The organism is Marinobacter sp. 1-3A, assembly GCF_016597775.1.
In the GTDB taxonomy this organism is placed as follows: Bacteria; Pseudomonadota; Gammaproteobacteria; order Pseudomonadales; family Oleiphilaceae; genus Marinobacter; species Marinobacter xiaoshiensis.
Genome location: NZ_VCGZ01000003.1, coordinates 401,443 through 416,614, shown reverse-complemented (window position 1 = coordinate 416,614; position 15,172 = coordinate 401,443). Strand labels below are relative to the sequence as shown.

Here is a 15,172-nt window from a genome sequence, read left to right as displayed (position 1 = left end):
ATGAGTGTCATCACTTCAGATCGTCGCACACTGGTAGTAGGGCTCGGTAAAACCGGGCTCTCCTGCGTGCGCTATCTGACTGCGCAGGGGCGAGAGGTTGCCGTGGCGGATAGCCGCGAAGCGCCGCCGTGCCTGGATGACCTTCGTGCCAGGTGGCCTGATGTTTCTGTCCATCTTGGATCGTTCAGCCCCGAACTATTTGCGGGGTTCAACGAACTGATCGTAAGCCCGGGAATCAGCATTGCTGAGCCGGCTGTAGCCTACGCCGCTGAGCAGGGCGCGCGCATACGGGGCGATATTGATCTGTTTGCTGAGGCTGCCGACGCACCTGTTGTGGCCATAACAGGTTCCAACGGCAAAACCACTGTTACCACTTTATTGGGTGAGATGGCTCGTTCTGCGGGTCCCAAGGTTCAGGTTGGCGGAAACATCGGCACACCGGCACTGGATTTGCTGGGCCTGGGCGCCGACTTGTACGTGCTTGAACTCTCCAGCTTTCAGTTGGAAACCACTACAGGTCTGAATGCGCTGGCGGCAACCGTGCTGAATGTCAGTGATGATCATCTGGATCGCTATCCGGACAAGATGGCTTATTTCCAGGCAAAGCAACGAATCTTCCAGGGCTGCAAGAACGCTATCGTGAACCTGGACGATGCGCTCAGCACTCCCATGGCGCGGGACAACCTGCGGTTTGTGTGTTTTGGCTTTAATCGGGTGAACCCGCAAACGTTCAGTACCCGGGAAGACGATCAGGGCCTATGGCTGACCTTCGGCTTCGATAACCTGCTCAATGCCAGCGAGCTGAAACTGATGGGCTGGCACAACCTCAGCAACGTAATGGCTGCGTTGGCACTTGGGCAGGCCGCGGGACTGCCAATGGACATCATGTTGGATAGCGCGCGGAACTTCAGTGGGTTGCCGCACCGCTGTGAGCTTGTGCGCAGGCTTGCAGGCGTGGATTACATCAATGACTCCAAGGGCACGAATGTTGGAGCCACCGTCGCCGCCATAAAAAGCCTGGTGCCGGAAGGCGAAGGGAAACTCGTGCTGATTGCTGGTGGAGAAGGCAAGGGTGCCGAGTTTACAGAGCTGGCGGCCCCCGTCAGTGACGGTTGCCGCGCGGTTGTATTGATTGGCCGCGATGCAGATCGTATTGCTGGGGCTCTGGCCTCCGAGACGCCGGTATACCGGGCCGAAACCTTGAAGGCTGCGGTGGAAAAATCTGCCGAGCTTGCGCAGCAAGGCGATCGGGTACTCTTTTCCCCCGCTTGCGCGAGCTTCGATATGTTTGCGGACTATATGGATCGTGGTGAGCAATTCCGCACCCAGGTCCAATCACTGCGGGAGGTGAACTGATGCAGTTAGGGCTATCAGTAGCACCCGCAAGGACACAATGGTTGGGCGAAATTCAGCCCCTGCCGGTTCTGGTTATCAGCTCGGTTGCCTTGCTGATTATCGGGGTTGTGATGATTTCCTCCGCTTCCATGGACTTGGCGGTAGAGACCATGGGCAATGGTTATCACTATGTGATTCGCCAGCTCATGTTCGCGGTTATGGGCTGCATGCTGGCATTGGTGTCGGTCAACGTGCCAGTGGCCTGGTGGGAGCGCAGCGGTTGGTTGTTGCTCGGGATAGGGCTGCTGGTGCTGGTCCTGGTTCTTACGCCACTGGGTCGCACCGTGAACGGTTCTACGCGCTGGATCCCGTTTGGGCTGTTCAACGTGCAAGTGTCGGAAGTGGCAAAGCTATGCCTGATTGCATACCTGGCCGGCTACGTTGTAAGGCGCCGCGATGAGTTGCTGAATACTTGGCCGGGCTTTTTGAAGCCGCTGGTCGTTCTTGGCGTGGCATCTGCCTTGTTGGTTATTCAGCCTGACTTTGGGGCGACAGTGGTTCTGGTGACCGCAGCTGCGGGCATGATTTTCCTTAGCGGTGTGCGGCTTAGCCGGTTTGTACCGCTGATTGCCATTCTGGTGGTGCTCGGGGTGATTCTGGTACTGACGCAGCCCTACCGGCTGAAGCGCGTAGTGAGTTACCTCGACCCCTGGAAAGATCAGTTCGACAGCGGCTACCAGCTAACGCAGTCATTGATTGCTTTTGGTCGCGGCGACTGGAGTGGCGTTGGCCTCGGAAACTCAATACAGAAGCTGTTCTTCCTGCCGGAGGCTCATACAGACTTTATTTTCGCCATCATCGCGGAAGAGTTCGGGCTGATTGGCTCACTGATCGTGCTGGGGCTGTTTACTGTGCTGGTTGTAACCGGATTCGTGATTGCACGGCGGGCAGAAAAGGCAGATATGCCGTTTGGTGCCTGCTTCGCCTACGGCATCACATTGCTGATCGGCTTGCAGGCCGGAATCAACATGGCAGTCAGTACCGGATTGCTTCCCACCAAAGGGCTGACCTTGCCGTTGGTGAGTTATGGCGGCTCCAGCTTGATGATCAGCTGTGTGTGTATCGGCATTCTCGCTCGGGTTGAAATGGAACGGCTGGATAAGGAAAAGCAGGCTTCGGAAAAGACGGCCCCCCGGAAGCGAGGAGGTGCGCGCTATGAATGAACCTCGCCGCTTTCTGATGATGGCTGGAGGCACTGGTGGCCACGTGTTTCCAGCACTTGCCACCGCACGGGCACTCGAAGCCAAGGGGCATGAAGTGCACTGGCTGGGTGCTGTCGGCGGCATGGAGGAACGGTTGATTTCTGACACTGGCATACCTATGTCGTTGATCCACATTTCGGGGCTCCGGGGAAAAGGCAAGCTTGCTTTGCTGGCAGCGCCGTTCCGCCTGATGCGTGCGCTGGGTGAAGCGTTCACCATCATGCGCCGCATTCGCCCGGACTGTGTGGTTGGCATGGGTGGGTTTGTGACTGGCCCTGGAGGCTTGGCAGCCTGGCTTACGAAAACGCCGCTAGTGATTCATGAGCAGAATGCCATTGCAGGAATGACCAACCGGATTCTGGTGCGGTTTTCAAAAACAGTGCTGGAAGCCTTCCCGGGAAGTTTTGGAACAGACGTGGTCACCCGGTGTACCGGTAATCCGGTGCGGGAAGATCTGGCGACCTTAGCGTCCCCTGAAGAAAGAATGGCCGGGCGCTCGAACGAATCCGGAGATCAGAACAATTCGCTGCGAATTCTGGTGATCGGTGGCAGTTTGGGTGCCCAGGTGTTCAATCAGCAATTGCCAGAAGCCCTGGCAATGCTGCCAGAACAGGAGCGACCACAGGTGCGGCATCAGTGTGGGGAACGACATCTTGAAGATGCCCGCGCCTCTTATGAGCAGCACGGCGTGAGTGCCGATGTTGAACCGTTTATTAAGGATATGGCGGAAGCCTACGGTTGGGCCGACGTAGTGTTGTGCCGCGCTGGCGCACTGACGGTATCTGAATTGTGTGCCGCAGGAATCGGCGCAGTGCTGGTGCCATTTCCCCATGCGGTGGACGATCATCAAACGAAAAATGGTCAGCAATTGGTGAGTGCCAAAGCGGCCATCCTGATACCACAGTCACGGCTTACACCGGCCGTGCTGGCAGAAACCCTTGGCGACCTTGCCGGGGATCGCGCCCGAGTCATGGAAATGGCCAAGGCTGCACATACTTTGGCTCGCCCCGATGCAACGGAGCGAGTCGTAAATTATTGCCTGGAGGCCGCTAATGGCTGATACAAACAATCCGCCGCTTGCTTTTCAAGTACCGGAAATGCGCCGGATTCGCCACATTCACTTTGTGGGTATCGGTGGTGCCGGCATGAGTGGCATTGCAGAAGTGCTGAAAAACCAGGGCTACGACGTGTCTGGCTCAGACATCAAACAAGGTGTAGTTACAGATCGTCTCAAAGCCATGGGCATTGAGATTCAGATTGGCCACCGTGAGGAAAACAGCGCTAAGGCCGACGTGGTTGTAGTGTCGTCTGCTGTTGCATCTGACAACCCCGAGATGGTTTCGGCCCGCAGTCGGCGGGTGCCTATTGTGCCCCGTGCTGAAATGCTGGCGGAAATCATGCGTTACCGCCACGGCATTGCCGTAGCCGGAACCCATGGCAAAACCACTACAACCAGCCTGATTGCGTCGGTGCTGGGTGAAGCCGGGCTTGATCCCACTTTCGTGATCGGCGGCAAACTGAACAGTGCAGGTACCAATGCCAAGCTGGGTGGGTCCCGATATCTGGTTGCTGAAGCGGATGAGAGCGATGCCTCCTTTCTGCACCTGACGCCGACCGTGTCAGTGGTCACCAACATCGAAGCCGATCATATGGACACCTACGACGGCGACGTGGAAAAGCTTAAACAAACGTTTGTGGATTTCCTTCATAACCTGCCTTTTTACGGCTTGGCTGTGATGTGTGTGGATGATCCCTATGTGAACGAAATCATCCCTCGTATCGCACGCTCAATTATCACTTACGGCATCAGTAACCCCGATGCGGATTATCGGGCAGAGAACATCGTTTCTGACGGGCTGAGAACACACTTTGTGGTTAAGCGGCCTGGTGGGCGAAGCGATCTTGAAGTCGAACTGAAAATGCCAGGGCGTCACAACGTACTGAATGCCTTGGCAGTGATTGCTGTAACGACGGATGACGGGGTTTCTGACGACGCTATTTGTCGCGGGCTTGCCGCTTTTGCCGGCGTCGGTCGCCGTTTCCAGGTTTACGGGGATTACAAAATACCCGGCGGTAGCGTCACGTTGGTGGACGACTATGGTCACCACCCCACTGAAGTCGAAGCCGTCATTCGGGCAGCTCAAGGGGCATGGCCCGAGCGCCGCATAGTGATGTTGTATCAGCCTCACAGATTTAGCCGTACCCGCGACTTGTACGAAGATTTTGTGCGGGTGTTATCGGAAGTTGACGGCCTCTTGCTGATGGAAGTGTATTCGGCCGGTGAACCCGCAATACCCGGCGCAGACAGCCGGGCTTTGTGTCGCAGTATTCGGCAGCGGGGCAAGGTTGAGCCGCTGTATGTGGAAGACAATCTCGAAATAGAAGGTTTGCTGGGCAGCGTTTTGCAGGATGGCGATCTTTTGATTACCCAAGGTGCTGGCGACATCGGTGGCATAGCGCTCCGGTTATCGACGCAAGGAGTTGTTGCAGGTGAGTGATATTCAGCGTCCGGGATTACCAGCGTATCAGGCAGAGCCAGACGTGGTTAAGGCGCTAGGGCGTGTGGCTGTCTTTATGGGCGGGGATTCCGCCGAGCGGGAAGTCTCCCTTAAAAGTGGTAAGGCAGTTGCCGCAGCCTTGGTTTCTGCGGGCGTAGAGGCCTTTGCCGTTGATGTGCAGGGCTGCCTGCTGAAGGCCGTTGAAAATCCTGATTTTGATCGTGTGTTTATTGCTCTTCACGGCCGTGGTGGGGAAGACGGAACCTTGCAGGCGATTCTGTCTCAGGCGGGTATTCCGTATACCGGTAGTGAAGTTATGGCCTCCGCGCTGGCGATGGATAAGTTACGCACCAAGTACGTGTTTGCTGGCTGTGGTTTGCCAACACCGAAGTTCAGAACCATGACGGCAGCCAGTGACGCCGAACAGATTGTTCAAGCGTTGCGCATGCCTTTGAGTGTTAAGCCGTCAAGGGAAGGTTCCAGCATTGGAATCCGCAAAGTGAATACTGCTGCAGAGCTGGTAGAAGCCTACGAGGCTGCCGCCGCACTGGATACCCAAGTGTTGGTAGAAGAGTGGGTTGAAGGCCCTGAGTTTACGGTCAGCTTATTGCAGGACAAGGCTCTGCCGGCCATCGGCTTGAGCACCGATCACGTGTTCTACGACTATGACGCGAAATATCTGGCGGACGACACCCGTTATCGGATTCCCTGCGGTCTGTCGCCTCAGGATGAAGCGAAGTTGCAGAATCTTGCGCTGGAGGCATTCCGGGTCGTGGGCTGCCGCACTTGGGGCCGTGTAGACATCATGCAGGATGCAGAGGGTGAATTCTGGCTTCTGGAAGTCAACACAGTTCCGGGCATGACTGATCACAGCCTGGTGCCAATGGCGGCAAAAGCTGCTGGCATCAGTTTTGAAGAACTGGTTGTGAGGATTTTGCACGACACGTTGGAGGGAGCCGATGCTTGACACACTGCTAATCCGGAGCCGGGCGATACCGTCCGACCCTCCCCGGCGCCGGGGAGCAACAACCCTCGGCCCCGAGAAGGACCGGTTTGGAGTGTTAAAAGCAATTCTGGCTGCGGTGCCCTGGCTTCAGGCCGGTATGGGCATTGCGATTCTGCTAGCGGCGGGCCTTGTGCCTTGGGCAACGGGCAAAGTGCTGGGGGCCATGGATCAACAAATTCTGGCTATTGATGTGAATGGCGATTTTGTCGGCGATAGCCGCGTTGCCATTGAACGTCAGGCCGGCAACTGGATCGGTAAGAGCTACTTTTCGACGGATCTTTCGGATATCAAGGCAGATCTTGAAAGGCGCCCCTGGGTTGAAACCGTAGCGGTGCGACGCGTATGGCCGGATCGACTGGAAATTAACATCCGGGAGAAAAGGCCGCTGGCTTACTGGACGGACGGCCGCCTGGTTAGCCGCACTGGTGAGCTGTTCATGCCGCCAAACCCGGAAGTTGCGGGAAGGTTGCCACAGCTTGCGGGCCCCGATGAGCGGGTGCGTGATGTGATCGACATGGCTCGCACCATGAGTGACAAGTTGGTCGGGCACGGCCTGGGATTCGCAGGGCTTTCACTTGAACGGCGGGGTGCCTGGACGCTCAGTCTCTCAAATGGAATTGAAGTGGTACTCGGCCGGGATCAGGTCGCGAAGCGCTTTGAGCGCTTTATCACAGTGTATGAAAACCGGCTGATATCGCGGTCGGATGAAGTTAGCCGGGTAGATGCCCGTTACACCAATGGTGTGGCGGTTCAATGGAAGCAGGCGCAGGCTGCTTCCGGCCCGAAAACATAGAAACAGTAAATTCAGACCTACGGTTTGGTGGAACGCATGTCATCGGTTGAAACGGAAAACATGATTGTCGGCCTCGATATTGGAACCTCGAAAGTGGTTGCTATTGTCGGCAAACGCAAGATGGACGGAACCATTGAGGTGGTGGGTATTGGTTCCCATCCTTCCCGGGGTCTGAAGCGGGGTGTGGTGGTTAATATCGAAACCACGGTTCAGGCAATCCAGCGAGCGGTTGAGGAAGCCGAGCTGATGGCCGGTTGTCGCATTCATTCTGTGTATGCAGGGATTGCAGGCAGTCATATCAAGAGCCTCAACTCCCACGGCATTGTCGCTATTCGTGACCGGGAAGTGACTCAGGCTGACATCGACCGGGTTATAGACGCTGCACAGGCCGTCGCCATTCCTGCTGATCAGAAGATCCTGCACATTTTGCCGCAGGAATTTGTGATTGATAACCAGGAGGGCATCAAAGAGCCAATGGGTATGTCCGGTGTGCGTCTGGAGGCGAAGGTGCACCTGGTTACCTGTGCCGTCAACGCAGCCCAGAATATTGAAAAGTGCATTCGCCGCTGTGGTCTAGAAGCCGACGACATCATTCTGGAGCAGCTGGCGTCGAGCCACGCAATTCTCACAGATGACGAAAAAGAACTGGGTGTCTGTGTAGTGGATATGGGCGGCGGCACCACGGATATTGCCGTGTTCACCGGCGGGGCCATTCGTCACACCGCTGTTATTCCCATTGCTGGTGATCAAGTTACAAACGACATAGCCATGGCTCTGCGTACGCCCACGCAGAACGCAGAGGAAATCAAGATCAAGTACGCCTGTGCCTTGACTCAGCTGGCTGGCGCAGATGAAACCATCAAGGTGCCCAGCGTTGGCGACCGGGCACCGAGGGATCTCTCACGGCAAGCCTTGGCAGAAGTGGTAGAGCCCCGTTACGAGGAGCTGTTTACCCTCGTGCAATCAGAGCTGCGCCGTTCAGGATTTGAAGACATGATTCCGGCGGGAATCGTGATTACAGGCGGCTCCTCCACCATGGAAGGCGTGGTGGAGCTTGCTGAAGAAATTTTCCATATGCCGGTACGCTTGGCGTGTCCGCACGCAGTGTCCGGCATGACAGAAGTTGTTAATAACCCTATCTACGCCACCGGCGTGGGGTTATTGATTCATGGTTTCCGGCAGATGGATCTTGGCCGGGTACCGGTGCTCAAGGGTGAAGACGCACCCTCGCTGTTTGAGCGCATGAAAGCCTGGTTTACCGGTCATTTCTGACGGTTCCGGGAAGGCAGTAAACGAAGGTATCTCGAAAAATACAATCTCGAATTAACAGCCTGGAACAAGGCTGAAAACAGCACGAAGGGGAAGGGGAATGTTTGAACTAGTCGATAATGTCCAACAAAACGCTGTCATTAAGGTAATCGGTGTGGGCGGTGGTGGCGGTAACGCCGTACGGCACATGCTGAACAGTGACATTGAGGGTGTAGATTTTATCTGCGCCAACACAGATGCCCAGGCATTGGCTGGTATGGATGCACGCCAGATCATTCAGCTGGGCGGTAACATCACGAAAGGTCTGGGCGCAGGCGCGAATCCTGAAATCGGGCGGCAGTCTGCTCTGGAAGATCGCGACCGTATCGCCGAAGCCATCAAAGGCGCGGACATGGTGTTCATCACCGCAGGAATGGGTGGTGGCACCGGTACCGGTGCTGCACCTGTGGTTGCAGAAGTTGCGCGGGAAATGGGCATTCTGACCGTTGCCGTGGTAACCAAGCCGTTCAACTTTGAAGGCGGCAAGCGCATGAGCTTGGCCGTAGAAGGGCTCAGAGAGCTGGAAGAATGCGTTGACTCGCTGATTACCATCCCTAACGAAAAGCTGCTGGCGGTTCTGGGTAAAAAGACCAGCCTGCTGGACGCATTCGCTGCTGCGAACGACGTTCTGCTTGGGGCGGTTCAGGGTATTGCTGATCTGATTACCCGCAACGGTATGATCAACGTTGACTTTGCGGACGTTAAGACAGTCATGTCCGAGATGGGCATGGCAATGATGGGTACGGCAACCGCCACCGGTGAGAACCGTGCGCGGGAAGCTGCCGAAGCGGCCATCCGCAGCCCGCTGCTGGAAGACGTCAACTTGCAGGGTGCCAAGGGTATTCTGGTCAACATTACTGCCGGTATGGACCTGAACCTGGGCGAATTCTCCGAGGTTGGCGACATTGTGCGTGAGTTTGCATCGGATACCGCTACCGTTGTTGTTGGTACCGTTATCGATCCGGAAATGACCGACGAACTTAAGGTAACTGTTGTTGCCACAGGCCTGGGCGGAGACCGTGAAAAGCCTACCAAGGTGGTGGATAACACCCGCTCCCTGGACGGCAAAACAGATTACAAACAGCTGGATCGCCCTGCAATCCTGCGTCGCCGTGCGGTATCTCACGGTAATGTTGCGATTGATCAGAGCAAGGAAAGTGAAGAGCAGGGTGTCGACTATCTCGATATTCCCGCATTCCTTCGCCGGCAGGCTGACTGATAATCTGTTGCAAATGACATCCGGTAGGGAGTGATTGTTGTCATCATTAATCACGATCCCGGATAACGATACGCTGGCTGCTGCAGCTATGTTGCTTAAAGTTTAGGCAATACAGGGCCGCGCAAATGGCAATCAGTCGTATTTTTTGGTATTCTGAGCGCACATTTTTGTTTAGAATATCGCCAATTTTTACGGAATAACGAACCGATGATCAGACAACGGACACTTAAAAACACGATCCGTGCTACCGGAGTCGGGCTGCATTCAGGAGAAAAGGTTTACCTTACCCTGAAGCCTGCACCGATAGACTCGGGAATCATTTTCCGTCGCACCGATCTGGACCCAGTGGTCGAGATTCTGGCCTGTGCTGAAAATGTGGGTGAGACCATGCTGTCCACGACGCTGGTAAAAGACGGTGTCCGTGTGGCAACAATCGAGCATTTGTTGTCAGCCATGGCTGGTCTCGGTATCGATAACTGCTATGTGGAACTGAGCGCTGCAGAAGTGCCGATCATGGACGGCTCTGCCGGCCCATTCGTCTTTCTGCTGCAGTCTGCCGGCATTGCCGAGCAGGAAGCGGCCAAACGTTTCATTCGCATCAAGCGGGAAGTCACGATTGAAGAAGGCGACAAGAAGGCTACCTTCCTGCCGTTTGAGGGCTTCAAGGTGAGCTTCGGCATCGACTTTGATCATCCGGTGTTCAAGGGCCGTGCCCAGACCGCGACGGTAGACTTTTCAAGCACGTCTTTCGTGAAGGAAGTCAGCCGCGCAAGAACTTTCGGGTTCATGCGTGACATTGAAAAGCTTCGAGCGATGAATCTGGCGCTAGGTGGCAGTGTAGATAACGCCATTGTGGTAGACGACTACAAAATCCTGAACGAAGACGGCCTTCGTTATGAGGATGAGTTCGTCAAGCACAAAGTACTGGACGCAATCGGTGATCTTTACCTGTTAGGCAATAGCCTGATTGGTGAATTCCGTGGCATCAAGTCCGGTCACGATCTGAATAATAAGCTGCTGCGCAAGCTCAGGGCGGAAGAGGATGCATGGGAAGTGGTAACCTTCGATAACGAAGAGACCGCACCTATCTCCTATATGAAACCTGTGCTGGCGGTGCCGGCTTAAGGCTGGATGCCTTAATCCCGTACGTGGCTTGCGAGTTTTTCGAGAACCTCGCGTAGTTTTTTATCCTTCGTGTGCCCGGCTTCCTCTTTGAGGAGCTGGGCATTTTCTTTACTAAGCGTCAGTTTTTTCGCCGGTGGTTTTTCGTTAAACCTTGGTGGTACTACCTTTACTTTGAGTTTCCACACGAACCGGAACAGTTCGTTCTCCCGTAGTTTTTCCATGATCTCGTGCTGGCGGAAACGAATCTGGCTGGCCTTTCCGGCGCTTTCGGTAGAGAGGGTTAGTTCTCCTTCCAGGCAGCAGACAAATCGGGTGCCGGGCGCCAGTGTTGGCGGTAAAGAGGCAATAACCTCCTCTTCTGCCTTGCGGTGAGTGTTGGCTTTTGCGACCAGATCGCGCAGGACCGGCGTTCTGCCCAGGTTGTCGAAGGTCATTTTTTGCTCATTTTTTCGTTTCATAAGGCGTTTTCTTCTCGACGACCACGATAACGATTGGTTACACTTCGGCACGCTTTGTGCGTAGCACCGGTGTTACTCTTGTTTTACCTTGTTGTAAATCAGTATGTCTACCGGGCGCTGCGATATATCAGTACGTAGTTGTTGCTAAGGATGGCAAACCCACTCGGATTATTCGGGGCCGCAACACTACAGGAGATGGTTGCGGTTCATTGATGAAATCAGAAAACACTATGAATATCATTCTTGTTGGCAAGAGTCACGGCAAGTCCCGCGTATTGGCGCTGAATAGCACGGTTGTTGTGGCTATGGCACTTGTGGGTGTTGCGCTGATAACAGCTGCAGGCTGGGCGGGATATAGCGTGGCGGAAAGTAAGGCTGAAGCGCGTGAGCCGACTGACTCCGAGCTTGTTGCGCATTGGCGGAGCAAACTGGGGGAGCAAAAAGTTGAACTTGCAGGTTTACAGCAGAATGTTCAGGACCAGGTAGATGCTCTGACCCTTCGCCTTGGTGAGATTCAGGGTCGTTTGTTGCGCCTTGATGCCTTGGGACAGCGCTTCGTGGAGTCTGGACTGGTTGCCAGCGATGAATTTGACTTTAATCAGCCAGCAGCGGTTGGTGGCCCGGAAGACTCGCATCCTGCAGATTCGTTCTCAGCACCCGATTTAACCCGGATGATTGATGAACTGGAGCGCAAAATGCTCGACCGCGAACAACAGTTGCGCCTCCTTGATCAAGTTTCCTCCCGCCAGAAGCTGGAGGATGAGTTGTATCTGGAAGGTCGCCCTATCACTTGGGGTTGGTTGTCGTCGCGTTATGGCTACCGTTCAGACCCGTTTACTGGCAAGCGTACCTGGCACGCCGGGGTTGATCTGGCCGGAAAGGATGGCAGCGATATTATTTCTGTCGCTGGTGGTGTAGTGACCTATGCCTCGGAACGCCATGGCTACGGCAACCTGGTTGAAGTTGACCACGGTGATGGCTTGGTTACCCGCTACGCCCACAGCAAGACAATCAAGGTAAAAGTGGGTGACGTGGTTCAGAAGGGGCAGGTGCTTGCGCTGATGGGAAGCACTGGTCGCTCAACGGGTCCCCACGTGCATTTCGAGGTGATTCGTAACGGTAAAACAGAAAACCCCGAAACCTACATGAAAAGAGCCAGTCGTTAATTGCTCAGGTGTCGCCTGACGTTCGCTTAGCCCCCGCCAGCCTCATCAGGTTCTTTAGCTCCCGGTATTTGGCACAGGATAGCCGCATAACTTCGGCTATGTGAGCCCTGCCTTTTGTACTCCCGCAAAATAAGGTTAGAATGCCGGCTTCCTCCGTTTAATCAAAGAAGCAGTGGTCTATGTTCTCAAAGTTTGCAACCAAGATGTTCGGCAGTAAAAATGCCAGAGAAATCAAGAGAATGCGCAAGCTGGCCTTGGGTGTTAATGAGCTTGAAGAGCAGTTTGGCAATCTTACGGACTCCGAGTTGCAGGGCAAGACTGCCGAGTTCCGTCGTCGGCTGGACGAGGGAGAGAGTCTCGATGCATTACTGCCTGAGGCTTTTGCTACTGTACGTGAAGCTGGGCGCCGGGTTATGGGCATGCGCCACTACGATGTGCAGCTGATCGGTGGTATTACCCTGCATGAAGGCAGGATTGCTGAGATGAAGACCGGTGAGGGTAAAACCCTGGTCGCCACTGCTGCTGTTTATTTGAATGCCTTACCTGGCAAAGGCGTACACGTAGTAACTGTAAACGACTACCTTGCCAGTCGTGATGCTGAATGGATGGGTAAACTCTATCGCTTTCTCGGTTTGCAGGTTGGAGTAGTTGTCGCTGGCCAGCCTCCCGAAGAGAAACGCGCCGCCTATCAGGCAGATATCACCTACGGTACCAACAACGAATTCGGTTTTGATTACCTCCGTGACAATATGGCCTTTAGCACAGATGACAAAGTGCAACGTGGCCTTTACTACGCGATTGTCGACGAAGTTGACTCCATCCTTATTGACGAAGCCCGGACGCCGCTGATCATCTCTGGCGCTGCGGAGGATAGCTCCAAAGCATACCTGGCTATCAACGAGCTGATCCCCAGCCTTGAGAAAGGGGAGGTCAGTGAAGAGGGGGAATCCTCCGGCGATTTCACCATCGACGAGAAATCGCGCCAGGTTGAATTGACTGAAGGGGGCCACGAGCGGGTTGAAGAACTTCTGCTGGGTCGCCAGCTACTGGAAGAAGGTGAGAGCCTCTACTCAGCGGCCAACCTGAGCTTGCTGCACCACGTGCACTCAGCGCTTCGTGCCCATCACTTGTTCCAGAAGGATGTAGATTACATTGTTCAGGGTGGCCAGGTTGTTATTGTTGACGAGCATACAGGGCGCACTATGCCCGGTCGTCGCTGGAGTGAAGGGCTGCATCAGGCGATAGAGGCTAAAGAAGGTCTGAAAATTCAGGCCGAAAGCCAGACGCTGGCTTCAACAACATTCCAGAACTATTTCCGGTTGTATGAAAAACTCGGCGGCATGACGGGTACTGCAGATACCGAAGCCTTTGAATTCCGCCAGATTTACGGTCTTGACGTGGTGGTGATACCGCCCAACAAGCCGATTCAGAGAATTGATTACAACGACCTTGTTTATCTCACCCAGGATGAAAAATTCCACGCCATCATTGATGAAATCAAAGATGTGACAGCGGAGGGACGGCCAATCCTGGTTGGTACCGCTTCCATCGAAGCCTCTGAATTACTCTCCATGCTGCTGAAAAAGGCGCGCATTGAGCACAAGATCCTTAACGCCAAGCAGCATGAGTCAGAGGCGCAGATCATCGCCCAGGCAGGGCGGCCGGGTGCTGTGACCATCGCTACCAACATGGCTGGACGGGGCACGGATATTGTACTGGGTGGTAACTGGGAGCACGAGGTTGCTGCCCTGGATAATCCCACTGAAGAAGAGGTTGCTCGCCTCAAGGCTGAGTGGACAGAGCGCCACAATCAGGTTCTGGAAGCGGGTGGTCTGCACATTGTGGGCACCGAGCGCCACGAATCCCGCCGTATAGACAACCAGTTACGCGGCCGTGCCGGGCGTCAGGGTGACCCGGGTTCTTCCCGTTTCTTCCTGTCTCTGGAAGACAACCTGATGCGTATCTTTGCGCCGGATCGGGTCAAAAGCCTGATGCAGGCTATGGGAATGAAGAAAGGCGAGGCCATTGAGCATCGAATGGTTACCAACGCCATTGAGAAATCCCAACGCAAGGTCGAGGGTCGTAACTTCGATATGCGTAAAACGCTGCTTGAGTATGACGATGTAGCGAACGATCAGCGTACGGTTATTTACGATCAGCGTAACGAAGTGATGTCCTCAGAGGATGTCTCCGAAATGGTTGATACCATCCGTGCGGATGTTGTTGATTCGCTGGTCAGCGAGCATATTCCGCCCCAGAGCATGCCAGAGCAGTGGGATGTGGCCGGGCTGGAAGCGCAGTTACAGTCTGAAATGTCTATCGACTTGCCTGTTCAGGCATGGCTGGAAGAGGACAAGAAACTATACGAAGACAACCTGCGCCAGAAAATTCTGGACGAAATCGTTGCAGCATACCGGGCGAAGGAAGAGATTGCTGGCGCAGAGTCCATGCGCAGGTTTGAAAAGCAGGTGTTCCTGCAGGTCCTGGATACCTTGTGGAAAGAACATCTTTCCAACATGGATCACCTGCGGCGCGGCATCCACTTGCGTGGCTATGCTCAGAAGAACCCCAAGCAGGAATACAAGCGCGAAGCGTTTAATCTGTTTGAAACCATGCTGGAAACCATGAAGCGCGATGTAACCCGTGTGCTGTGTCATGTTCGGGTTCAGAGCCGGGAAGAAATGGAAGAGGTTGAGCGTCGCCGCAAGGAAGAACTCGAGCAGGAGCTGGCACGGGCACGCCTGCGTCACGATGAATCCAGTGCGACAGCGCAGGGCGAAGGCGAGCGAAGGGATGAAGATCAGGGTGCGCCAGAAACCTTTGTGCGCCAGGAGCGTAAAGTGGGCCGTAACGAGCCCTGCCCATGCGGATCCGGCAAGAAATTCAAACAGTGCTGTGGCAAGGTAAGCTGACCACCCTGCACAGACAGGAAGTAAAGTACGGAGCCCGCAATCGGCCAGTTAACTGGCAGACTGCGGGTTTTTCGTTTTCAGACCTATTCA

Annotated in this window: 11 protein-coding genes and 1 pseudogene; 11 read left to right on the top strand and 1 reads right to left on the bottom strand. The window is 54.8% G+C overall.

Translation table 11 applies throughout. The annotated features are described in order from the left end of the window. The 9 genes and pseudogenes from murD (at nt 1) to lpxC (ending at nt 10,546) form a co-directional block, all read left to right on the top strand. Nucleotides 1-1,356: a UDP-N-acetylmuramoyl-L-alanine--D-glutamate ligase gene (gene murD, locus FE848_RS07075; RefSeq protein ID WP_200202079.1), complete on the top strand. Its 1,356-nt coding sequence runs from the start codon at nt 1-3 to the stop codon at nt 1,354-1,356. Then, a complete protein-coding gene (ftsW, locus tag FE848_RS07070) occupies nt 1,356-2,558 on the top strand; it encodes a putative lipid II flippase FtsW (protein ID WP_200202078.1) in 1,203 nt (400 codons plus the stop codon). Before murD ends, ftsW begins: the two co-directional genes overlap by 1 nt. Further along, nucleotides 2,551-3,657 (top strand): undecaprenyldiphospho-muramoylpentapeptide beta-N-acetylglucosaminyltransferase, encoded by a 1,107-nt coding sequence (gene murG, locus FE848_RS07065; RefSeq protein WP_200202077.1) that lies wholly within the window; start codon nt 2,551-2,553, stop codon nt 3,655-3,657. The genes ftsW and murG overlap by 8 nt, the downstream gene beginning before the upstream one ends. Continuing rightward, nucleotides 3,650-5,095, top strand: coding sequence for a UDP-N-acetylmuramate--L-alanine ligase (gene murC, locus FE848_RS07060; RefSeq protein WP_200202076.1), 1,446 nt, complete (start codon nt 3,650-3,652; stop codon nt 5,093-5,095). The genes murG and murC overlap by 8 nt, the downstream gene beginning before the upstream one ends. After that, nucleotides 5,088-6,062: a D-alanine--D-alanine ligase gene (locus FE848_RS07055; RefSeq protein ID WP_320159508.1), complete on the top strand. Its 975-nt coding sequence runs from the start codon at nt 5,088-5,090 to the stop codon at nt 6,060-6,062. The genes murC and FE848_RS07055 overlap by 8 nt, the downstream gene beginning before the upstream one ends. Beyond that, on the top strand, nt 6,055-6,894 hold the full coding sequence (locus FE848_RS07050) for a cell division protein FtsQ/DivIB (protein ID WP_200202075.1): 840 nt from the start codon (nt 6,055-6,057) through the stop codon (nt 6,892-6,894). The genes FE848_RS07055 and FE848_RS07050 overlap by 8 nt, the downstream gene beginning before the upstream one ends. Before the next feature lie 36 nt (nt 6,895-6,930). Beyond that, nucleotides 6,931-8,166 (top strand): cell division protein FtsA, encoded by a 1,236-nt coding sequence (gene ftsA, locus FE848_RS07045; RefSeq protein ID WP_200202074.1) that lies wholly within the window; start codon nt 6,931-6,933, stop codon nt 8,164-8,166. 97 nt (nt 8,167-8,263) lie between these two features. Then, nucleotides 8,264-9,305 (top strand): annotated as a pseudogene (ftsZ, locus tag FE848_RS07040) (cell division protein FtsZ); the annotation flags it as partial. 323 nt (nt 9,306-9,628) lie between these two features. Then, nucleotides 9,629-10,546 (top strand): UDP-3-O-acyl-N-acetylglucosamine deacetylase, encoded by a 918-nt coding sequence (gene lpxC / locus FE848_RS07035; protein WP_200202072.1) that lies wholly within the window; start codon nt 9,629-9,631, stop codon nt 10,544-10,546. Nucleotides 10,547-10,557: 11 nt separating this feature from the next. Here lpxC and FE848_RS07030 read toward each other — a convergent pair whose 3' ends face one another. Next, nucleotides 10,558-11,004, bottom strand: coding sequence for a DciA family protein (locus FE848_RS07030; protein ID WP_200202071.1), 447 nt, complete (start codon nt 11,002-11,004; stop codon nt 10,558-10,560). 212 nt (nt 11,005-11,216) lie between these two features. Between FE848_RS07030 and FE848_RS07025 the strand changes: the two genes are divergently transcribed. Beyond that, on the top strand, nt 11,217-12,170 hold the full coding sequence (locus FE848_RS07025) for a M23 family metallopeptidase (RefSeq protein WP_200202070.1): 954 nt from the start codon (nt 11,217-11,219) through the stop codon (nt 12,168-12,170). Between the two features lie 179 nt (nt 12,171-12,349). After that, nucleotides 12,350-15,082 carry a preprotein translocase subunit SecA gene (secA, locus tag FE848_RS07020; protein WP_200202069.1) on the top strand — a complete coding sequence of 911 codons (2,733 nt, stop codon included), beginning with the start codon at nt 12,350-12,352 and terminating at the stop codon, nt 15,080-15,082. Nucleotides 15,083-15,172 lie beyond the last annotated feature (90 nt).